Annotated in this window: 17 protein-coding genes; 8 read left to right on the forward strand and 9 right to left on the reverse strand. The window is 57.7% G+C overall.

Features of this window, described 5'->3' with window-relative positions:
• Nucleotides 1–94 precede the first annotated feature (94 nt).
• The 3 genes from ACQR3R_RS17755 to uvrD all read right to left on the reverse strand — a co-directional run bounded on the left by ACQR3R_RS17755 (nucleotide 95) and on the right by uvrD (nucleotide 3929).
• On the reverse strand, nucleotides 95–967 hold the full coding sequence (locus ACQR3R_RS17755) for a TIM44-like domain-containing protein (protein ID WP_428273756.1): 873 nt from the start codon (nucleotides 965–967) through the stop codon (nucleotides 95–97).
• A 177-nt stretch (nucleotides 968–1144) separates the two neighbouring features.
• Entirely contained in the window at nucleotides 1145–1585 is a 441-nt protein-coding gene (locus ACQR3R_RS17760; RefSeq protein ID WP_428273758.1) for an EamA family transporter, read from the reverse strand.
• A 160-nt stretch (nucleotides 1586–1745) separates the two neighbouring features.
• Nucleotides 1746–3929 (reverse strand): DNA helicase II, encoded by a 2184-nt coding sequence (uvrD, locus tag ACQR3R_RS17765; RefSeq protein WP_428273760.1) that lies wholly within the window; start codon nucleotides 3927–3929, stop codon nucleotides 1746–1748.
• A 258-nt stretch (nucleotides 3930–4187) separates the two neighbouring features.
• Between uvrD and ACQR3R_RS17770 the strand changes: the two genes are divergently transcribed.
• On the forward strand, nucleotides 4188–7058 hold the full coding sequence (locus tag ACQR3R_RS17770) for an EAL domain-containing protein (protein WP_428273762.1): 2871 nt from the start codon (nucleotides 4188–4190) through the stop codon (nucleotides 7056–7058).
• A gap of 76 nt (nucleotides 7059–7134) precedes the next feature.
• On the opposite strand, the gene ACQR3R_RS17775 is transcribed toward ACQR3R_RS17770, so the two are convergent.
• A complete protein-coding gene (locus tag ACQR3R_RS17775) occupies nucleotides 7135–7449 on the reverse strand; it encodes a hypothetical protein (RefSeq protein ID WP_428273764.1) in 315 nt (104 codons plus the stop codon).
• Nucleotides 7450–7790: 341 nt separating this feature from the next.
• Here ACQR3R_RS17775 and hexR point away from each other — a divergent pair, with 341 nt between their 5' ends.
• The gene (gene hexR, locus ACQR3R_RS17780) at nucleotides 7791–8657 is read left to right on the forward strand and encodes a transcriptional regulator HexR (protein ID WP_007927594.1); all 867 of its coding nucleotides are present in this window, start codon (nucleotides 7791–7793) and stop codon (nucleotides 8655–8657) included.
• A gap of 199 nt (nucleotides 8658–8856) precedes the next feature.
• The gene (locus ACQR3R_RS17785) at nucleotides 8857–9069 is read left to right on the forward strand and encodes a PA3496 family putative envelope integrity protein (RefSeq protein ID WP_428273767.1); all 213 of its coding nucleotides are present in this window, start codon (nucleotides 8857–8859) and stop codon (nucleotides 9067–9069) included.
• On the opposite strand, the gene ACQR3R_RS17790 is transcribed toward ACQR3R_RS17785, so the two are convergent.
• A complete protein-coding gene (locus ACQR3R_RS17790) occupies nucleotides 9011–9973 on the reverse strand; it encodes a LysR substrate-binding domain-containing protein (RefSeq protein ID WP_428273769.1) in 963 nt (320 codons plus the stop codon). The genes ACQR3R_RS17785 and ACQR3R_RS17790 overlap by 59 nt on opposite strands.
• A gap of 190 nt (nucleotides 9974–10163) precedes the next feature.
• On the opposite strand from ACQR3R_RS17790, the gene ACQR3R_RS17795 reads away from it, so the two are divergent.
• Both ACQR3R_RS17795 and oadA read left to right on the forward strand, forming a co-directional pair.
• Nucleotides 10164–11579 carry an acetyl-CoA carboxylase biotin carboxylase subunit gene (locus ACQR3R_RS17795; RefSeq protein ID WP_201199131.1) on the forward strand — a complete coding sequence of 472 codons (1416 nt, stop codon included), beginning with the start codon at nucleotides 10164–10166 and terminating at the stop codon, nucleotides 11577–11579.
• An 11-nt stretch (nucleotides 11580–11590) separates the two neighbouring features.
• A complete protein-coding gene (gene oadA / locus ACQR3R_RS17800; protein ID WP_428273771.1) occupies nucleotides 11591–13414 on the forward strand; it encodes a sodium-extruding oxaloacetate decarboxylase subunit alpha in 1824 nt (607 codons plus the stop codon).
• Nucleotides 13415–13492: 78 nt separating this feature from the next.
• Here the strand turns inward: oadA and ACQR3R_RS17805 are convergent, their stop codons facing one another.
• Entirely contained in the window at nucleotides 13493–16456 is a 2964-nt protein-coding gene (locus tag ACQR3R_RS17805; RefSeq protein WP_428273773.1) for an autotransporter domain-containing protein, read from the reverse strand.
• Between the two features lie 235 nt (nucleotides 16457–16691).
• Here ACQR3R_RS17805 and ACQR3R_RS17810 point away from each other — a divergent pair, with 235 nt between their 5' ends.
• Nucleotides 16692–18017: a HipA domain-containing protein gene (locus ACQR3R_RS17810; RefSeq protein WP_428273775.1), complete on the forward strand. Its 1326-nt coding sequence runs from the start codon at nucleotides 16692–16694 to the stop codon at nucleotides 18015–18017.
• On the forward strand, nucleotides 18014–18292 hold the full coding sequence (locus ACQR3R_RS17815; protein WP_428273777.1) for a helix-turn-helix domain-containing protein: 279 nt from the start codon (nucleotides 18014–18016) through the stop codon (nucleotides 18290–18292). The genes ACQR3R_RS17810 and ACQR3R_RS17815 overlap by 4 nt, the downstream gene beginning before the upstream one ends.
• A gap of 44 nt (nucleotides 18293–18336) precedes the next feature.
• Here the strand turns inward: ACQR3R_RS17815 and ACQR3R_RS17820 are convergent, their stop codons facing one another.
• Genes ACQR3R_RS17820 through ACQR3R_RS17830 form a run of 3 tightly spaced genes read right to left on the reverse strand, consistent with a single transcriptional unit; the run spans nucleotide 18337 to nucleotide 20105 of the window.
• Entirely contained in the window at nucleotides 18337–19008 is a 672-nt protein-coding gene (locus tag ACQR3R_RS17820) for a GNAT family N-acetyltransferase (RefSeq protein ID WP_428273779.1), read from the reverse strand.
• Nucleotides 19009–19025: 17 nt separating this feature from the next.
• Nucleotides 19026–19472, reverse strand: coding sequence for a GNAT family N-acetyltransferase (locus ACQR3R_RS17825; RefSeq protein ID WP_428273781.1), 447 nt, complete (start codon nucleotides 19470–19472; stop codon nucleotides 19026–19028).
• Between the two features lie 9 nt (nucleotides 19473–19481).
• The gene (locus ACQR3R_RS17830) at nucleotides 19482–20105 is read right to left on the reverse strand and encodes an FMN-binding negative transcriptional regulator (RefSeq protein WP_428273783.1); all 624 of its coding nucleotides are present in this window, start codon (nucleotides 20103–20105) and stop codon (nucleotides 19482–19484) included.
• A gap of 90 nt (nucleotides 20106–20195) precedes the next feature.
• Between ACQR3R_RS17830 and ACQR3R_RS17835 the strand changes: the two genes are divergently transcribed.
• Nucleotides 20196–21746, forward strand: coding sequence for a MocR-like pyridoxine biosynthesis transcription factor PdxR (locus tag ACQR3R_RS17835; protein WP_428273785.1), 1551 nt, complete (start codon nucleotides 20196–20198; stop codon nucleotides 21744–21746).
• The last annotated feature ends 2 nt before the right edge of the window (nucleotides 21747–21748 follow it).

Here is a 21748-nt window from a genome sequence, read left to right on the forward strand (position 1 = left end):
TTTATACAGTAGCTTGCTATGAATGTAACCGCGAAATAGAAAACCCCGGCATAGGCCGGGGCTTTTTATTGCGACAGGTTCAGCGCGAGTCGGTTCAGCCGTTCTGACGGATACCGGCAACCAGCCAAGGCTGGTTTTCACCCTGCGGACGTTCCATGTTCCAGCTTTCGCTGAACACTTCGCCCTGGTCGAAACGAGAAGTCTTCGACACACCACTGAAGGTCAGGGTAGCAATCGTCTTGTCTGCACGGTCATCAACGCCGTCCAGCTGAACCTGAAGGTTATCGATATAGGTCGACTGGAAAGCGTCGCCCAGATCGGCACGTTCGCGCTTGAGGAACTCGAGCATTTGCGGGGTCACGAACTCGGCGATCTTGTCCATTTCGTTAGCGTCCCAGTGCTGCTGCAGGGACTGGAAGTGGTTGCGAGCCGCTTCAATGAAGTTCTTTTCATTGAACCATGCCGGGGCGTTGATCACCGGACGAGCGGCAACGGGCGCTGCCGAACCGCCGAAAATCGAACCGCCAGCAGGCTTTTGCTCGAACACTTCACGCTGCATGGGTGCGCCAGCTGGAGCCATGTGCTCCTGTTGCTTGCGACGACGAGCGGCGATGAAGCGGAAGATCAGGAAGGCGATGACCGCCATGATCAGGATGTCGAACATTTGCATGCCCTGGAAGCCGCCGCCCATGAACATGGAGGCCAACAGGCCACCGGCGGCGAGGCCGGCCAGAGGGCCCAACCAGCGTGAAGCACCGCCAGCCTTGGCCGCAGCGCCAGCGGCACCGGCAGCACCAGCAGTCGCCGCAGCGCCGCCCATGCCTGAAGAAGAAGGAGCCATTTGGCTGGTTTGGTGGGTCGGCGCGGCGCCGACACTTTTGCCGCCACCAAAGCGCTTGGCGTTGGCGTCCAGGCTCATCGTCAGGCCGATGCACAACGCCATGGCGATGCTAAGAAAACGTTTCATAAAGGGAATTCCCATTTGTGGATGGCACGCGCGCCATGTTGCACAGCTGAAGTGTTACTGGCTAGCGGCAGAGTGTTTCGGGCTTTTGCCTGACAGGTTATGTTCAGCTCGGTCGAGGCGAGAGGCCTATGTACTTTTGTCTGTAGGAAAAGTGGATAGGTTCAGCGTGAAATGAACCTAGCGCCGCAGCGCCAGCATGACCACGCCGGCCGTTATCAGACCGATACCGCCCCATTGGCGCAGGTCGAGCTTCTCGTCCAGCAGGATCACACCGAGCACCGCCACCAGCACTACGCTGAGTTTATCCACTGGCGCCACCAGTGAGGCTGGTCCCAGTTTCAGTGCGCGGAAATAGCAGATCCACGAAGCTCCGGTCGCCAGTCCCGATAACAACAGGAACAGGTAACTTTTGGCAGAGATCGATCCTAATGACTGATATTGGCCCGTGGCGTACAAAATCAAGGCCAGACTGACCAACACCACGATGGTTCGCAGCAACGTAGCGAAGTCCGAGTTGACGTTTTCAATGCCGATTTTGGCGAAGATAGCGGTCATTGCCGCAAACGCCGCCGACATCAAGGCCCAGAATGTCCACGAGGAAAAGAAACCTGAGCCCATGTGTTTGCGCCCTTTTAAAATCAACCGTATCAGCTTGGATGAAGCACCCGATGCTGTGGGAGCGGGCTTGCTCGCGAAGGACGATAACGCGGTGTTACTGAAAAACCGCAGTGTAGCCTTCGCGAGCAAGCCCGCTCTCACATTAGCCCTGAGGTGGGCTTTATATTGCTTCCAGCTTCGCGTAACCCAGCATCAGCCACTTGCTGCCTTCGCTGAAGTTCACTTGCACCCGGGCCTGTGCCCCGGCGCCTTCGAAGTTCAGGATCACGCCGTCGCCGAATACCGAATGACGCACTGCCTGGCCGAGGCTGAACCCGGTGTCCGGGATTTCGCTGCCGCCGAACAGGCTGCTTGAACTCTGTTGCTGCCCGCCGCCAAATGGTCGACTGACGCTGTTGGACAGACGCACTTCCTGTATCAGACCTTTCGGCACTTCACGTACGAACCGCGAGACCTTGTTGTAGGTTTCGCTACCGTACAACCGCCGCGTTTCTGCATAGGTCAGCACCAGGTTCTGCATGGCGCGGGTGATACCGACATAGGCCAGACGGCGCTCTTCTTCAAGACGACCGGGTTCTTCCAGGCTCATCTTGTGCGGGAACAGACCTTCTTCCATGCCCACCAGGAACACGTAGGGGAATTCCAGGCCCTTGGCGCTGTGCAAGGTCATCAACTGGATGCTGTCTTCGTGCTCGTCGGCTTGGGTATCGCCAGCCTCCAGCGATGCATGGCCGAGGAATGCCGCCAATGGCGTCAGGTCTTCGTCTTCTTCAGCGTTTTCGAAGTTGCGGGCGGCGCTGACCAATTCCTCAAGGTTTTCTACCCGGGCCTGGCCTTTCTCGCCTTTTTCCGCTTCGTGGTAAGCGATCAGGCCGGACTGCTCGATGACTGTTTGTGTCATCAGATGCAGCGGCATTTCCATGCACTTGGCCGCCAGGTTCTCGATCAGTTCGATAAAAGCGCCCAGCGCACCTGCGGCACGACCGGTCAGCCCTTTATTGGCGACCAGCAGGCGCATGGCTTCCCACATCGATACATCGCTGTGGCGTGCGTGGTCACGAATGGCTTCCACGGTTTTTTCGCCGATGCCGCGCGCAGGAACGTTGATCACCCGTTCCAGTGCCGCATCGTTGCCGCGACCTTCGAGCAAGCGCAGGTACGCCATGGCGTTCTTGATTTCAGCTCGCTCGAAAAAGCGCTGACCGCCATAGATACGGTACGGGATCCGCTCGCGCAGTAACGCTTCTTCCAACACCCGCGATTGGGCGTTAGAACGATATAAAATCGCGATATCGCTGCGTGCCAAGCCGGTTTTAAGCGCGCTTTCAATGGTTTCAACAACGTAGCGCGCTTCATCGTGCTCGTTGAACGCGGCGTACAGATTGATCGCTTCGCCTTCGCCGCCGTCGGTCCACAGTTCCTTGCCCATGCGCCCGGTGTTGTTGGCGATCAGGGCATTGGCGGCTTTTAGAATGCCGGCCGTTGAACGGTAGTTTTGTTCCAGGCGAATGGTTTCGGCGTCCGGGAAGTCATCCGAATACTGATAGATGTTTTCGATTTTCGCGCCACGCCAGCCGTAAATCGACTGATCGTCGTCGCCCACCACCATCAGACTGTCGCCACCCTTGGCCAGCAGACGCAACCAGGCGTATTGCACGGCGTTGGTGTCCTGGAACTCGTCCACCAGAATGTGCCGGAAGCGCTTTTGATAGTGGGCCAGCAAACCCGGGTTATCGCGCCACAAATCGAGCGCACGCAGCAACAGTTCAGAGAAGTCGATAACGCCTGCGCGCAGGCACGCGGCCTCGTAGGCTTCATAAATGCTGCGCATGGTGGCGAGAAACAGGTCGCCGCTGGCTTGAATATGTTGTGGACGCAGACCTTCGTCTTTTTGCCCATTGATGAACCACTGAGCCTGACGTGCCGGCCAGCGTTGCTCGTCCAGGCCCAGCTCACGGATTACACGTTTGACCAAGCGTTGCTGGTCATCGCTGTCGAGAATCTGGAAGGTCTGGCTCAGGCCTGCTTCCTGCCAGTGCGCCCGCAACAAGCGGTGCGCCAAGCCGTGGAAGGTGCCTACCCACATGCCGGCCGGGTTGAGGCCCATCAACTGTTCGATGCGATGACGCATCTCGGCGGCGGCCTTATTGGTAAAGGTCACCGACAGGATCGAATGAGGCGAGGCGTTTTCGACCTGGATCAACCAGGCGATACGGTGCACCAGCACTCGGGTTTTGCCGGAGCCAGCACCGGCCAGGACCAACTGACGACCCACGGAGGCAGCTACGGCCTGGCGTTGGGCATCGTTGAGGGAGTTCAGCAGAAGGGAGAGATCATCGCGCATCGGGGCATTCTAGGGTGCGCCGTCACACCGGGCAAACCGAGCTTTGCATTTGCCGATGAAAGAAGCATGGATGACGACCGGTCAGTCACTGCCTGCAGGCAGTGGCCGGGCTCGCTTCAAGGCTTTCAGGAGGGCAATGGTGGCGATATTTTTTGCGTATTTTATGGTCTGCAGCAGTTTGGTCCCGGCAATTGCTTGTGTATGCTCCGAGCACGTTTCGGGCTCATGCTCCTCATTATAAGAACAAGAACATTGCCTATGACCCTCAGCACTGACCTGTCGGGCCCCACTGTGGAGCCCCGGGTTATCCGCAAACACTACGCCATGGAAATGGCGGTCGAGCGCACGCGTCTGCTTTATCAAGGGTCGTTGCTGCCCACTCTATTCATGCTGATTAATGGTCTGGTGTGCGCCGGTTTGCTCTGGAGCCCGCAGCGCTACTTCCTCGTCAGCGTCTGGCTGGTGTGGCTGTTGTCGTTGGTGGCGCTTCGGGTGATTCAGGTGGCCGCCTTCGACTCGGCAATTCCCAATCGTCAGGCCCATCCGGTTTGGCGTCGAATGTTTTTGCTGGGCTCGGCCATGACCGGGTTGACGCTGGCCGGCGCCGGCATTGCGTTGGCGCCTGCCGACAACTTCATGCAACAAGCGTGGGTGTTTGGCTTGATCGGGGCGGCCGCGCTCTCGGCCAGCGTCGCTTATGCGGTCAGCTTGCCGGCGTTCCTTTCTTTTACCTTGCCGTGTTTGTTACCTGCCATCGGTTATCTGTTCTGGGGTGGTGATGATCAAGGGCAGGGCTGGGGCTGGTTCGGCTTGATTTTGCTCGGCTCGTTGAGTGTGGTGGCCTGGCAGGTCAACCGGTTGATCGATCGAGGAATGCTGCGGCGTTTCCAGAATCAGGCCTTGATCGAGCATTTGCAGCAGGCTCAAAACGTGGGTGACCAGCTCAATCAAAAACTGGCCCAGGAAATCGAGCAGCGTCGTCGTGCGGAAGATGAATTACGCGAAATCCAGACTGATCTGGAAAGCCGCGTCGCTCAGCGCAGCGTGGAGCTGGATGCTGCCAATCAGGCCCTGAGCAAAAGCGAGGCGCGCCTGGCGCTGGCGCTCAAGGCCAGTGAGCTCGGGTTGTGGGACTGGAACCTGCAAACCGACGAAGTTCATCACACACAATTACAAGAGCTGTTCGGCATTGCGCCGGAGTTCGTCACCGCGATGCTTGCCCACCTGAAACCGCGCCTGCACCCCGACGATTTGCCTTCATTGAAGCGCGCACTGGTCGAACACCTGAAGGGGCGCAGCGAGGATTACCAGATTGAGTACCGTGTACGGCATGGCGATGGGCATTGGGTCTGGATCGAGGACCGTGGAAGAGCGGTCGAGCGCGGCGAAGATGGCCAGGTTATCCGCATGGTCGGCACCCGCCGCGACATCAGTGTCAGTAAAGGCCTGGAAGAACAGCGGCAACTGGCGGCGACGGTTTTTGAAGCGGCCAGCGAAGGCATTGTCATCTTCGATCCCGATTACGCGCTGATTGCCGGCAATCAGGCGTTCAGCCGCGTAACCGGTTACGAGATTGAGGACATGCTCGGGCGAAACGTGGTGGAACTGCCGTGCAGCCGCGACGCTCGCCGACACTACGCGACGATTCACCAGGCGCTTGAGCAGCACGGCACCTGGCAAGGTGAGTTAGTGGAAACCCGCAAGAACGGCGAGTTGTACCCGCAATGGCTGCAACTGAACGCTGTGCGCGATACGCGGGGCAACGTAAGCCACATTGTCGGTTTCTTCGCCGATCTGTCGGCTCGGCGTGAGTCTGAGGAGCGCATGCGCTACCTGACCCATTACGACGAACTCACCGGTTTGGCCAACCGTTCATTGTTCCGTGAGCGTTTGCGCGAAGCTCATCAGCGAGTGCGGCAGGGCGGTCGCAGCCTGGCGTTGCTGCACATCAACCTCGACCGCTTCAAATTACTCAACGACAGCCTTGGCCACGAAGTTGCCGATCAGTTGTTGCAGAAAATTGCGCGCAGACTAGTGAATGCGCTGCCAGAAGCCGACACCATCGCGCGGTTGTCAGGCGATGAGTTTGCGGTGTTGTTCGACGCCTACGGCAACCTCTCGAGCCTGGCTCGGGTGGCCACGCGCTTGTCGACCAAGTTGCGCGTGCCAGTAACGGTAGAGGGGCATGAGCTGGTGGTCAGCGCTTCCATGGGCATCAGCATGTTGCCCGACAATGCCCGGGAAATTTCCGCATTGGTCAGCCAGTCGAATATGGCGATGCAGCATGCGAAACATTTGGGCGGGAATAATTTCCAGTTTTATACCGACAGCCTGCAAGCCAGCACGCTGGAGCGCTTGCAACTGGAAAATCAACTGCGCAAAGCCATCGAAGAAAAACAACTGAAAGTCTTCTATCAGCCGAAATTGTGCCTCGCCACCGGCCGACTGAACGCCGCTGAAGCCCTGGTGCGCTGGGATCACCCGACCATGGGTCAAGTGCCTCCCGCTGACTTCATCGGCCTCGCCGAAGAAACCGGATTGATTGGCCCCATCGGTGAGTTCGTATTGCGCCAAGCCTGCTGGCAAGCCTGCGAATGGCAGCGTCAGGGCCTGGAGCCAATAAGGGTATCGGTGAATTTGTCGGTGCACCAATTGCGCCAAGGCAAACTGGTAAGCCTGGTAAGGCAGGTATTGGAAGAAACCGGCCTGGCGCCGCATTTCCTGGAGCTCGAATTGACTGAAAGCCAGTTGCTGGACAGTGTCGAGCACATTATTGCGACGTTCCAGCAACTGCGTGACCTGGGCGTGAAACTGGCCATCGACGACTTCGGCACCGGTTATTCGTCACTGAGCTATTTGAAGCGCATTCCAGTGGATTACGTGAAAATCGACCAAACGTTTATCCGTGGCCTGGGGCAGAGCAGCGAGGATGCGGCGATTACCCGGGCAATCATTGCGATGGCTCACGGATTGTCGTTGAAGGTGGTGGCGGAGGGCGTAGAGCGCCAGGAACAGCTTGAGTTTCTCCGAGCAGAAAACTGTGACGAGGTGCAAGGTTATCTGATCAGTCGGCCCATCGAGGCTGGCGGGCTGGCGAGGCTGCTACAAAAGCAGCTATCGAGTGAATGAATGCAAAAAGCCCGAAGCAGCTTCTGGCCAGGCAAGGGGCTGGCTGGCGAAAAGCGCTTCGGGCTTTAATCAGGACTTAGTGTGTAATCAATACTTCATCAATGTGGTGCAGTAGTTCACCTTCAAAGAAGATGCTGACGCCGCTCACCGACGAACTCCCCAACTCTTTAAATTCAACGAACTTGTCCGTTTCAACCTGCAATGAAATGCCGTCGGACTTCTCAAGTTTCAATTCCAGGCGCAGATCAAATGACTTGTCTTGCATCGCCGTCATCACCAGGGTTGGCGTGATGCCAGTGTGCGCAACGGTTACGGTGCCAAAGGTGCGGAAAGAATTAGCGTTTGGCATGCGATCGATTTGTGCGGTCCAGTCTTTGGTTTTAATGCTCATGGGTGTAGCTCCTTTAATTAAGTTAGTTGCTTCCTGCTTAAGTAATGTACCTAAATAATGTGTGGCGCGTGGTGTATTGATTAGTGCATGTGTGAGGGGGTTTGTGGATTTAATTTATAGTGATAAATTAAACTAGCGATTAGCTTGTTAATATAAGAGCAGGTGATAGTCGACGTTTTTGACGCCGTGTCTGTTGCCAGGTGCGTCATGCTACATGGCGCGAGCGCAGCTGAAATAGAGGCGCGTGGTTACGTTTTGAGCAGGCAAAAAGCGATTTCTTGTAGTATAACTACAAGCGCGCTACATCCCCGGCACCTGCCAATAACAAAGAGTCCAGCCCCTTGAATCTGCTGCAACACATTGCCCAGTCACGCCACCTCTTACGCAAGTCGGAGCTCAAGGTCGCCGACCACGTGCTGCTTGATCCTGCGGCGGTGATGCACAGTTCCATGGCGGACCTTGCTCACAGCGTCGGCATCAGCGAGCCGACCATCGTGCGGTTTTGTCGCGCCATTGGTTGCTCCGGTTTCCAGGATTTGAAGCTCAAACTGGCGCAGAGTCTGGCGGCCGGCGCGAGCTTCGGTCAGTTCGCGATCCATGAAGACGATTCCGTCGCGGATTACAGCCTGAAAATTTTCGATACCACGCTGCACACCTTGATGGAGGTTCGCGAGAAACTCGATCCGGTGGAGTTGCAGCGGGCGGTGACGCTGATGTCTCAGGCGCAGCGGGTTGAATTCTACGGTTTTGGTGCTTCGGGTGCGGTGGCTGCAGATGCCCAGCACAAGTTCTTTCGCCTGCTGCTGACGGCGGCGGCTTATTCCGACCCGCACATGCAGGCAATGTCGGCGGTGACCTTGAAGCCGACTGACGTGGCTATCTGTATTTCCCAGTCCGGGCGCTCCAAGGACCTGCTGATTACCGCCAACCTGGTTCGCGAGAGCGGCGCGTCATTGATTACGCTGTGCCCGAGCCAGACACCGTTGGCTGAGCTGTCGACCGTCAATCTGGCGATTGATGTGCACGAAGACACCGAAATCTATACGCCGCTGACTTCGCGTATCGCCCACCTGGTGGTGATCGACGTGTTGGCAATGGGTGTGGCCATGGCGCGCGGTCCAAGCCTGGTCAATCACCTGAAAAGCGTAAAACGCAGCTTACGCAGCCTGCGGTTGTCGCCCAAGTCAGTGAAAGCGCTGGACGACTGACGTTGCCGTAAGGTCGCTCCGACCTTAATCGCGAGCAGGCTCGCTCCCACATTTGATCGCGTTCTCTTGTGGGAGCGAGCCTGCTCGCGAAGGCGCCCTCAAACATGACAACTTTCATCTGCCTGTAACCCACCCGCCGCCAAACCGTCATCCCCGGCGCCTATCTTGAAACTCCCGTCATCGCCTTGGGAGACTCGAAATGGCCCAGCATTACGAAGAACGCAACAGCGTCGCCAAAACCCGTCGTCAGCAAGAAGATCAACGCCGCATGGAATTTCGCCGCGCCATTGAAGACCGCTGCGAACGTCGCCAACTGCTGGCCGAGATTGGTGACTTCCCGGCCGACCTGGAACTCAATTACTGGCAGGCAGCTCCCGTAGCGTCCCGTCGAAACGCTCAACCAGCGCGCTGATCTGCACCCGCTCGCTGCGGATAAACGCAAGAAACGCATGCGCTACCGGTGACAGCCGCTTGGCTTTGGCTTGCACCAGGCACCAGCTGCGATACAACGGCAGCTCTTCGACCGGCAACTCGATCAACCCTCCGGTTGCCAATTCAAGGTTCAGGGCGTGGCGAGTCAACAACGCCACGCCCAGACCCGCCAGCACACATTCTCGTTGCGCCTCGGCTGAGGAAACCTCTTGGGTCTGGTTGAAGTGCACGCGTTTCTCTTTGAAGTATTCCTCGCACGCCAGCCGCGTACCCGAGCCCGACTCGCGCATCAGCAGCGTGTAGGGTTCCAGATCCTGTAAGCGTAACGGACCCATATGGCATAGCGCGTGATCGGGCGGTGCAACAGCCACGATCGGGTTGTTGAGGAACGGCAAAAATTCCAGCCCCATGTCCTGTGGCACCATCGACATGATCACCAGGTCGTCGCGGTTATCTGACAGACGCCTGATCACCTGGCCCCGGTTGACCACCGTCAGTTGCAGGTTCACTTCTGGATGTTGGCGTTTGAAGGCGGCGAACAGATGCGGGACGAAATACTTGGCGCTGGATTCAACCGCCAGTTTCAGTTGCCCCTGAAGCGATCCCTGCATGTCTGAAAGCTGCATGTCGAGGTTTTCCAGGCGCCCGAAAATATCGCGACTGGCACGTTGAAGTGCTTCGGCGGCCTCGGTCATGTAGAGTTTTTTACCGACATAATCGAACAACGGCTGGCCAATCAGCTCCTCGAGCTGACGAATCTGTAGGCTAACTGCCGGTTGTGTGAGCGACATTTCATCAGCCGCACGGCTGTAAGAACGCAAATCACAGACTTCATTGAAAATCTGCAATTGACGCAATGTCATACGCATCAGCGACTTACGCATTGTCTAGAGACTCTGGCCATAGGCGAATGGCTCAACTATAAGTCTTTACTTATGGCTAACCCAATTATTATTCATTTTTGTTAATCCCTTGTGGGCGCTAGTGTGGTCTCGCGACTGAATTGAAACATTTAGTCACGCGTCGACCTGGTCTAGCAGGTCGTGGGTGCCACCGGCTCAAGGGAAATTCCAAGTGATAACAAAGATCCTGATCGCCAACCGTGGTGAGATTGCCGTACGAATCGTGCGTGCCTGCGCCGAGATGGGCATTCGCTCAGTTGCGATCTATTCCGACGCTGACCGGCATGCCTTGCATGTGAAGCGCGCGGACGAGGCCCACAGCATTGGAGCCGAGCCACTGGCGGGTTACCTGAATGCGCGCAAACTGGTGAATCTGGCAGTGGAAACCGGGTGCGACGCGTTACACCCAGGTTATGGTTTCCTCTCTGAAAACGCTGAACTGGCAGATATTTGCGCAGAGCGTGGCATCAAGTTCATCGGCCCGTCGGCGGAAGTGATTCGCCGCATGGGCGACAAGACTGAAGCCCGTCGCAGCATGATCAAGGCTGGCGTACCCGTCACTCCCGGCACTGAAGGCAATGTCGCAGACATCGCCGAAGCGTTGGTCGAAGGTGACCGCATCGGTTATCCAGTGATGCTCAAGGCCACCTCTGGCGGTGGCGGCCGTGGTATTCGCCGCTGCGACAGCCGCGAAGACCTTGAACAAGCCTTCCCTCGGGTCATTTCCGAAGCCACCAAAGCATTTGGTTCGGCAGAAGTGTTCCTGGAAAAGTGCATCGTTAACCCGAAACACATCGAAGCGCAGATCCTCGGTGACAGCTTTGGCAACGTCGTGCACCTGTTCGAGCGAGACTGCTCGATTCAGCGGCGCAACCAGAAGCTCATCGAGATTGCCCCGAGCCCGCAACTGACCCCGGAACAACGTGCCTATATCGGCGACTTGTCGGTGCGTGCGGCCAAAGCCGTGGGTTACGAAAACGCCGGTACCGTGGAGTTCCTGCTCGCCGAGGGCGAGGTGTACTTCATGGAGATGAACACCCGGGTGCAGGTCGAGCACACCATCACCGAAGAAATCACTGGCATCGACATCGTTCGCGAGCAGATTCGCATCGCCTCCGGTTTGCCGCTTTCGGTGAAACAGGAAGACATCCAGCACCGCGGTTTTGCGCTGCAGTTCCGGATCAACGCCGAAGACCCGAAAAACAATTTTCTGCCGAGCTTCGGCAAGATCACCCGTTATTACGCGCCCGGCGGTCCAGGTGTGCGTACCGATACGGCGATCTATACCGGGTACACCATTCCGCCGTTCTATGACTCCATGTGCCTGAAACTGGTGGTCTGGGCGTTGACCTGGGAAGAAGCGATGGACCGTGGCTTGCGCGCCCTCGACGACATGCGTCTGCAAGGGGTCAAGACCACCGCCGCGTACTACCAGGAAATCTTGCGTAACCCGGAATTCCGTAGCGGCCAGTTCAATACCAGCTTCGTTGAAAGCCATCCTGAACTGACCAACTACTCGATCAAGCGCAAACCCGAAGAGCTGGCCCTGGCCATCGCCGCCGCCATCGCCGCCCACGCAGGCCTGTGAGGAAAATAACAATGTCCAACTCTTTACCTACAAAGCGTATTCACGTAACCGACACCATCCTGCGCGACGCCCACCAATCGCTGCTCGCCACCCGCATGCGCACCGAAGACATGCTGCCTATCTGCGACAAGCTCGACAAAGTCGGCTACTGGTCGCTGGAATGCTGGGGCGGCGCGACCTTCGACGCCTGCGTTCGCTTCCTTAAGGAGGACCCGTGGGAGCGTCTGCGCCAACTGCGTGCGGCACTGCCTAACACTCGCCTGCAAATGCTGCTGCGTGGCCAGAACCTGCTGGGCTACCGCCACTACAGCGACGATGTGGTCAAAGCCTTCGTCGCCAAAGCCGCGGTGAATGGCATCGACGTGTTCCGCATCTTCGACGCCATGAACGACGTGCGTAACCTGCGCACGGCCATCGAGGCTGTCAAAGCAGCCGGCAAACACGCTCAGGGCACCATCGCTTACACCACCAGCCCAGTGCACACCATCGACGCTTTCGTGGCGCAAGCCCGACAGATGGAAGCGATGGGTTGCGACTCGGTGGCGATCAAGGACATGGCCGGCCTGCTGACCCCGTACGCGACGGGCGAACTGGTCAAAGCGTTGAAATCCGAGCAGTCGCTGCCCGTGTTCATTCACTCGCACGATACCTCTGGCATGGCCACCATGTGCCAACTCAAGGCTATCGAAAACGGCGCCGATCACATCGACACCGCGATCTCCAGCTTCGCATCCGGCACCAGCCACCCAGGCACCGAGTCGATGGTCGCGGCCCTTAAAGGCACCGAATTCGATACAGGCCTGAACCTGGAGTTGCTGCAAGAGATCGGTCTGTACTTCTACGCGGTGCGCAAGAAATACCACCAGTTCGAAAGCGAGTTCACCGCCGTCGACACCCGCGTTCAAGTCAACCAGGTGCCGGGTGGGATGATTTCCAACTTGGCCAACCAGTTGAAAGAGCAGGGCGCGCTGAACCGCATGAGCGAAGTGCTGGCCGAAATTCCGCGCGTGCGTGAAGACCTCGGTTTCCCGCCGCTGGTGACCCCGACCTCGCAGATCGTCGGTACCCAGGCGTTCTTCAACGTATTGGCCGGTGAGCGCTACAAGACCATCACCAACGAAGTGAAGCTCTACCTGCAAGGCGGCTACGGCAAGGCGCCGGGCACCGTGAACGAGAAACTGCGTCGCCAGGCCATCGGCAGCGAAGAAGTGATCGATGTTCGTCCAGCTGATTTGCTGAAGCCGGAAATGACCAAGCTGCGTGCTGAAATCGGCGCTGTGGCCAAGTCTGAAGAAGACGTGCTGACCTATGCCATGTTCCCGGACATTGGTCGCAAGTTCCTCGAAGAACGTGCTGCCGGCACCCTGACTCCAGAAGTGCTACTGCCGATTCCTGAAGCGGGCGGTGTGGCCTCGGCAGGTGGCGAAGGCGTGCCGACCGAGTTCGTGATCGACGTGCACGGTGAAACCTACCGCGTCGACATCACTGGTGTCGGCGTCAAGGCTGAAGGCAAGCGTCACTTCTACCTGTCCATCGATGGCATGCCGGAAGAAGTGGTGTTCGAGCCGCTCAACGAGTTCGTCAGCGGTGGCAGCAGTAAGCGCAAGCAAGCCACTGCACCGGGCCACGTCAGCACCACCATGCCGGGCAACATTGTCGACGTGCTGGTCAAGGAAGGCGACACGGTGAAAGCTGGCCAGGCCGTGCTGATCACTGAAGCGATGAAGATGGAAACTGAAGTCCAGGCAGCCATCGCCGGCAAAGTCACCGCCATTCATGTGGCCAAGGGCGACCGGGTAAACCCGGGCGAAATCCTGATCGAGATCGAAGGCTGAGTTAACAGCCTCGATACACCGTTTTAAACCTCGGGGGGGCATGTGCTCCCCTTTTTTTTGCCCGTGATTTACAGCGTTTCAGAAGCTCATCTGCCACTGCCCGATCAACCCGTGATTGCGGCTATTGCTGCCGATTTCCCCGCTGTAACCAAGGCCTACCGTATGCCTTGCGGATAGGCCCAGGTCCAGACCCGCCTCCAGCACCAAACTGTCACGGTCCAGCGAACTGCCGTCGACGCTGAACGCCGTGCCGCCTACCACGAAAGCCTGGCGGGTCGAACTGCTGACGTCGCCATACGTGTGCTTCCAGCCTGCGGTCATGCGTGGGGTCAGGCTCATGCCGTTGTCCAGGGTGCCCAAGTGAGCCAGGCGCAGGCCGAAGGTGCTGCTGAAGTTGTCCTGGGTTTGCTGGTCGACCTGCAGCGCCGCGGCGCCGCCTTTTTCCTGGTAGCTGTCGCGGTGATAACGCTGATAGCCCAGATTGGCAAACGGCTCGGCACTGAGTCTTCCACGACCCATCGCGTAGCCCAATTCTGCAAAGGCCTGCTGGCTGTCGGCATCGTAGTCGCCTTTTGGACGATCGCTAAAGCCGTTGAAGGCGACCGTGCGTTTACTCATCCCTTGGTGACCGCTGTAAGCCGCGCCGAGGCGTAGCGCGAACGGGCCGCTTTGGCGCAGGGCGTAGACACCGGCGTGCCAGCTCTCAACATTGCCATCGACACCAGTGGCGTCCAGATCAGTTCTCGAATAGCCACCGAGCACGCCCACGCGCCATTGCGGATTGAGCGCCCAGTCAGCACCGAGCACGCTGCCTTTGGTGCGCTGCTCCAAACCACTGCTGCCATGTTCACCCTCGAGCTTGCCGTAGCCGCCGATGGCTTGCAGCCAGAGCCGGCCTTGCGCATTTGGGTCGTTGAGGTTTCGTGCCTCGGACGGCACGCCGTTGGCGGCGAGCACCGGGGTATCACGCTGATCGAGGCCCACCAACAGTCCTGATCCTCCACCCATTTGCTGCATCGCCGACATCATGCTTGAGCCTACCTGGCTGCTGGCGCCGAGCGTAGCGCTGGTCAGGTTGGCGTTGCTGGCGCCGGCCAGTTGCTCGATTGCAGTGCCCGCCGTGGCGGTCGTGGTGTTCAGCAGTGCGTTGTACAGCGCGTTGTTTTTGCCCATTGATGCGAGGCTGTTGGCAGCACTGCTGCCGTTACCGGTGACCGCGAAGTCGTTGAAGGCGACGTCGTTGCGGGTGTAGGTCAGGTCGACTTGAGTCGGTGTGTAAGCGAGGGTCGGCGTGATGAACGCGTAGTCGCTGGTGACATTGCCGAAGCGCCCGTTGATGCTCGCCGCTTGCAGCACGGTGTAGTGGTTCTGCCATGGATAAGTACCGCTGGCAGGATTGACCGCCAGCGTTGCGCCATTCAGATTGGCCACGCCACCGACCTTGACGGGCGCGCTGCTGCCATCGGCATTGACGCCGTAGGCCAGGGTCGAGCCACTGCCCATGGTCAGGTCATGCACCACCGTGGCGGTGCCGAGTTGGGTGTTGGTCCGCAAGGTGCCATTGACCAGCAAATTGCCTACCGATCCTCCACCGGCATACACGCCGCCCGCATCAACGGTCATGCTGCCCGCGATACCGCCCTGGTTGATCAGCGTTGCGCCGTTGCGCACGGCACCGCCGTCGCTGAAGTCGCCGCTACCGGTGAGGGTCCAGGCACCTTGCTTGACCTCCAGCCATTCGAAGTTGCGACTGGCGCCGAAACTACCTCCTGCAGCATCGTCCATCACCACGCGGTCGTAGCCGGTGCCACCGTCGACCATGCCGATAAAATGGCTGCCATTGCGCAGCGTCAGGCTGTCATCGCCGCCGCCCAGGTCCAGCGCCAAACCGTTACTGCCACTGATGGTGCCGCCGTTGATCACGGTGTCCGCGAACTCGCCGACGAATTTCACGCCGAAACCATCAAGGCCCTGAATGGTGCCAAAGTTCTCCAGAGTGGTCGCCGCCACACCGGAACCACCGCTGCCGTCATCCACCAGAATTGCACTATTGGCGCCGCTGATCAGCGCACCCTTGGCGTTCAGGATGTAGCCGCCGCCCAACGCAATGCCCTCACTGCCATTGGCGAAACCACCCTTGTCCACGCCGCCCGCGCCGACACCCCGAATGATGTTGTAGTTTTCGATATGGGCAATCTTGTCGATGTCTACGCCATCGCCGTCGCCATTCGGTTGCAGGCCCGAGTAGGCGCCGGTGATGATGCCGTAGTTGATCACCGTACCGTCGCCATCGGAGCCAAAACCCGAACCGTTACGGCCCGTGATTTGGCCGTAGTTGGTCAGCGTGGCGCCGAGGTCGGTGGTGATGCCGTGGCGGCCGCCGGAAATGGTGCCGTAGTTGGTGACTGTCACACCGGTTGCGCTGTCGATATCGACGCCGTCGAATTTTTCGTCGGCATTGTGCGAATCGCCCGTGGAGATTTCGCCATAGTTGGTGATCGTCGCATTCGCACCGGTCTTCATGCCGTCGCTGGCGTCCCCTCGAATCAGCCCGCCTGCGCGGTTGATGATGGTGGTTTTTACGTTGGCGCTGCGTATTGCATCCAGGTCCAGGGCTTGGCCGCTCGTCGAACGGATGACGCCACTGTTGTCGATCAACAGGCTGCCGCTGGCGAAGTTGCTGTTGATGCGCAAGGCGTCGTTGCCACCCAGGATCTGTCCGCCCGCACGGTTATAGATGCTGTAGTTACGTGCCTGGGTAATGTCGCCGCTGCTGTCGATGGCTCTGCCGCTGGCACCTGTCGCAACGATCTTGCCCGAGTTGTCGATGATCACCCCGGCGCCGCTCGTGCCATCTTTCAGGCTCACAGTCTTGTCGCCGCTGGAAATGCTGCCAGGGCCGGAAATCGTCAGCGTGTCGCTGCCACCCAGGGTTTGCGCAGTGGTGGTGGCGTTATCGATTTGCACGGTTTTGGCCACGGCGGCGTTGGCACTGATCAGCAGTGCAATGGTGAGCGCCAAGCGCTGGGGCGAGAAGGGCATGAGTGGACAGCCTTTTTGTTATAAACGGGGGCGTCCTGTATAGCGGAGGGTTTTTACAGAATGATGTCTGCGGTTTATTTGGCTATCTGCATTTTAATGCGTATTAGCGCTGACAATGCATGAAAAAATGCATTTTAATGCGTAAACCGACCGCGCATTTCATTCTTGTCTGCACTATATTGCATTCATGCCGTTCTTCCGTTGTGCAAAAGCGCATTTAAATGCAGGTGATTTTATGTACACGTTGACGCTCCAGACGTATACGTCCGGGAAGTGGCTGGATGCAATGACGCTGGTGTTTGCTGACCCTGAAAAAGGCTTCGAAGGTCCTTGCCGGTTTGGTTACAAAAACGACTACGTGGCAGCTAATTTTGAATGCATCGAATCACCTTTCTCCAAAGCAGTCAGCGCGAAGTTACCACTGGACTGGGATAGCTTTTCTCTGAAAAAAGCGCCTGCTTTCCTGCTCGATATAGTTCCTGCCGGAGCGGCCAAGCGATTCCTTATGGCGCGCCTTGGTCAGGAAAAACCTGAGGGAATAAGTGCAGATTTGTACTTGCTGGGGCGCAGCACTCCCGCACCTATTGGCCACATGCGCATCAAGGAGTCGGTTGAAGCCTCCGTTGAAAGGACTGCAATGGGTTTTGCACGCGAGGAAGTGATTGCTCGCGATAACACATTTCTGGAGTACGCCTACGAGCAGGGCGCCGCAATTGGAGGTGCAACCGGGGCAGGTGGTGAAGCCCCAAAACTGTTGATGACGCAAGGACGTGATGGCTTGTTGTATCCAGATGCGGTGCTGAACGACGATCAGGTAGTTCAGCATTGGTTTGTGAAATTTGCCCGTAATAAGTCTAGCCAAACAGATCAGAACATTCTTAAAAGCGAGTTTCACTACTACAAGGCCTTGCATGCTTTAGGGATAGAGACGGTCGCAGCAGAGGGGCTCGCCCTGGAAGAAGCGGCAAAGCCCAGCCTTTGGATGAAGCGCTTTGATCGCAACGTGACAGACCACGGTGTTGAGCGATTCGCGGTTGAATCCATCTACTCGCTGGCGGGCGTGATCGTTCCTGGTAGTTACATGAACCATCTAGAAGTGATGCAACTCCTGGCTCAGCTCTGGAGGACGGCTGGGCAGGAAGCTGAGATTCCTGACCTGGCACGTGACTACTTGCGTCGCGACTTGCTCAATAAAATTCTTGGCAACTCGGATAATCATGGCCGTAACACTTCGATCATCCGCACCGCTGATGCTTTGCGCCTTGCTCCAATCTATGATTTAGCGCCGATGGTGATGGATGACGAAGGCGTAACGCGCACAACTAAATGGCCCAGAGCGCTGGAGGTCGCAGGCGAGGTGCAATGGCGAGAGGTTTGTAGTTCATTGCGTGGGGTCTCAGACCCTGACGCACTGTATGAAGGATTGCGCGAGGACGCAGATCACTTAATGGCTCTGCCAGATATTCTTAGCGCTAGCGGTCTTCCTGACGCCACCATGAATCATCCTGCGATTGCCCTGCGAAATCTTGCACAGCGCTTGAAAAACTGGGGGCTGAAATGACAATTAGCATTGATGCCCGGGCGTTGTTGATCGCAAGCATTCAAGAGTCACTTGCTCAAGGCACCCTAGAGTTGAGCGAGGCTGTTCGTCGACTGCGTCTGGAAGTCACAGGTATGCATCAGACCCAATTTGCCAAAATGTGCAAAATATCGGTGCGTACGCTGGTGCACATCGAACACGGGGAAGGTAATCAGACGCTCAAGTCGCTCAATGCAGTGTTACGTCCGTTTGGATTGAAGATGGGCGTGGTGCGTATTCAGCGCAACATCAACTGAGGGTTGGCGTAGCGCCGGGAGAGTCTCTCCAGGCGCGCATTGATTTACCCGCGGCACTGCGCCAATGTTTTTACCTGGCCTGAACCGGTCTGGTTTTCATCGCTCAACCACTGCTCAAAACCTGCCCCGACCGTTGGCCATTCCGAGTCCAGAATCGAATACCACGCCGTATCGCGGTTCTGTCCCTTGACCACCATGTGCTGGCGGAACACCCCTTCAAAACTGAAACCCAGGCGCTCGGCTGCATATTTGGAGCGGGCATTGGCGTTGTTGCACTTCCACTCCAGGCGTCGATAGCCCAAGGCAAACGACTCTTTCGCCAGCAGGTAAACCGCTTCGGTGCTCTTCGGCGACCGCTGCATCGCTGCGCCAAATGTGACGTGACCGATCTCGATGCGACCCTGCGCTGGCACAATCGACATCAGGCTGAGAATGCCCTGCACATCGCCGCTGGCGACGTCGATGACGCTGAAGAAATACGGATCACTGGAGGCTGCGTGATTGTTCAACCAATCGTTGAATGCGCTGCGCTCAGGGAAAGGACCGTACGGCAGATAGTCCCACAGTTTCGGATCGGCTCCCGGACCTTGCAAGGCCTTGAACAAACCGTCGGCGTGACGCGCCGGATCGAGTCTTTCAAGGCGAATGAAACGCCCTTCGAGCAGTGTGGCGGTGGGGGCTGGGACGCCTTTCCAATCGGCGAGTGAAGTCGACATGCTGTTCTCCATGAACCTTAAATGGCTTTACGAAACTGGATGAAACCTGGGCGTTCGGCGAAGCGCTCATAGAGCTGGATCGCGGTGGCGTTACTCTCGTGGGTCAGCCAATGTACTTTGCAGCAGCCATCTGCTTTAGCGGTGCTGTAGACGAATTCAATCAGCTGACGACCGATGCCGGTGCCACGACTCTGCGGCGTTACCAGCAAATCTTGCAGGTAGCAGGAGTTTTCGATGCTCCAGTTCGAGCGATGGTAGATGAAGTTGACCATGCCCACTGCTTTGCCATCGATCCAGGCCAGTGCTGAATGTGTCGGCTCGCTGGGGTCGAGCATGCGCTGCCAACTACTTTGAGTGACAGCGTCTGGTAATTCGGTGTTGTAAAAGCGCAGGTAGGCTTGCCATAACGGCAACCACGCGGCGTGATCGTCGGCGGCGACCTGGCGGATCTCGATCTGACTCATGTTCATTCCTTAACGCATCAAGTGGGCGAGGGCCTGGTCTTGCACATCAGGGCTGGCAGCCAACCCTTTGCGCACACCGGCGATGTCTTCGGCGCTGCGGTTTTGACTGAGTTTGCGCTTGCCTTCCAGACGCTGGATGGGCAGGGCAAAACCAACGATGGCTTTAAGCATTCCGTCGATGTAGTCGGCGGGTGCGTCGGCGACTTTCCAGGGCTGTGCACGGTTGCCTTCATGACGGTCAGTCAACGCACTTACAAGCGTGAGCAGGCGATTGGCATCGCTGAACACTTCAGCCGTACCGTAAGCGTGCACCGCAACGTAGTTCCAGGTCGGCACCACTTTGCCGTGCTCGGCTTTGCTTGGGTAAAACCCCGGGCTGACGTAAGCCTCTGCGCCGGCAAATATGACCAGGGCTTCGGCGCCATTCTGCAGTTCTTTCCATTGTGGATTCGCCCTTGCGAAATGGCCGTAAAGGGTACCGTTCGGCCCTTCGTCAGCATTCAGCAACAGCGGCAGATGAGTGGCTTGCAACCCTTGTTCACCCTGAGTAATCACAATGGCCAGTCGGGTGCCGAGCATCTGTTTCTGCATTTCTTGCAAATCATTGATGGCAAAGCTGCTTGGCAGGTACATGGAAGTTTCCCTTGGCGAATGCCTTCATCGTAGGCAGGCTATTGGTCTGTTGTAAGAGCCATTAATGACCAATTTCGTAGGTCCAATGCCATGTCCAGCCAGCCACTGCCGTTGTCATTCAACCCCGCGGGAATCGAGCTTGATCGACGCCTGGGGTTAAGTCGCCAGCTCTATCAAGCGCTGCGCGTGCGCGTGCTTGACGGCAGGCTGGCCAGTGGAACGCGATTGCCGGCGAGCCGAGACCTGGCTTCGGCGCTAGCAATTTCCCGAAACAGCGTGGTCCGCGCCTACGATCAGCTGTACGCGGAAGGCTTTATCGAGGGCCGTGTCGGTGACGGCACGTATGTCGCGAAACTGCCGCAAAATGTGCCTACGGGAAAAAAACTATCCACAAAACTATCCACAGGGTTTTCAACAGGGTTACCCACAGCCTTATCCACAAACTGGCTGGATTTACCTGTTGTTTCATCCAGTAAAGTTATCCACAACGGTGCCCTGCAGCGTGTCGAAAACAATCATTTAGCCAAGCCGCCCAGTGGTCCGCCTCGCGCATTTCGCGTGGGTGTGCCGGCATTCGATTTATTTCCTTTTGAAGTGTGGGCCAAGCTGAACGCGGCTTTCTGGCGCAAACCGGATTTACAGCAGCTGTGTTATGGCGATCCTGCCGGTGACCCGCGATTGCGAGGGCTAATTGCCGCGTATTTGCGCAGTTCACGCGGACTGCAGTGCTCGGCTGAGCAAATAGTGATCACCAGTGGCGCGCAACAGGGAATTAGCCTTTGTGCACAGCTGCTGGTGGAGCCGGGCGATGGTGTAGCCATCGAGAATCCGGGGTACCGCGCGGCTGGGCATGCGTTCGCTGTGGCGGGCGCGAAATTGCAGGGTGTAGCGGTGGACAGCGAAGGCATCGACTGCAACGCATTGGCCAAGCTGAGTGATTGTCGGCTGGCATATGTCACGCCGTCGCATCAATACCCGACCGGCGTGGTCATGAGCCTGGCTCGCCGCCTCGAGTTGCTGGCTTGGGCTGAACAACACCAAGGCTGGATCGTCGAAGATGATTACGATGGCGAATACCGCTACAGCGGTGCGCCATTGGCGCCCTTGGCTGCGCTCGACCGCCAGGGGCGGGTTTTATACGTTGGTACGTTTGGCAAAGTCGCCTTCCCAGCGCTCCGTCTGGGCTACCTGGTCTTACCTTCTGGCCTGGTTGACGCTTTTTCACAGCGCCGCGCGGTGGATGTTCGACATTCCGAAGTCAGCACCCAAGCGGTGATGGCGGAGTTCATGGCGGCCGGACACTTTCAACGGCACATCCGCCGCATGCGGCGTGCGGCCTTGAGTCGACGCAATACCTTGCTCGCCAATTGGCCACAAAATATGCCTGGCGTTGGACTTCTGCCGAATGTCGCGGCAGGTCTGCATTTGACTGTCGCTGTCGAATCTTTGGCCCGCGAGCGAGAACTGGTCGAAGCGGCTGCCGGGGTGGGTGTTGAGGTCAATGCGCTCAGCAGTTATTGGCTGCCGGATTCCCAGACACCGCAGAACCAGCGAGCCGGACTGGTTCTGGGGTTCGCTGCGGTGCCTGAAACCGCCATTATTGAGGCGCTTCAAAGGCTGCGGGCAGCCTGGTGCACGTGAAG

This window comes from Gordonia sp. IEGM753, assembly GCF_050321825.1.
Lineage (GTDB): Bacteria > Pseudomonadota > Gammaproteobacteria > Pseudomonadales > Pseudomonadaceae > Aquipseudomonas.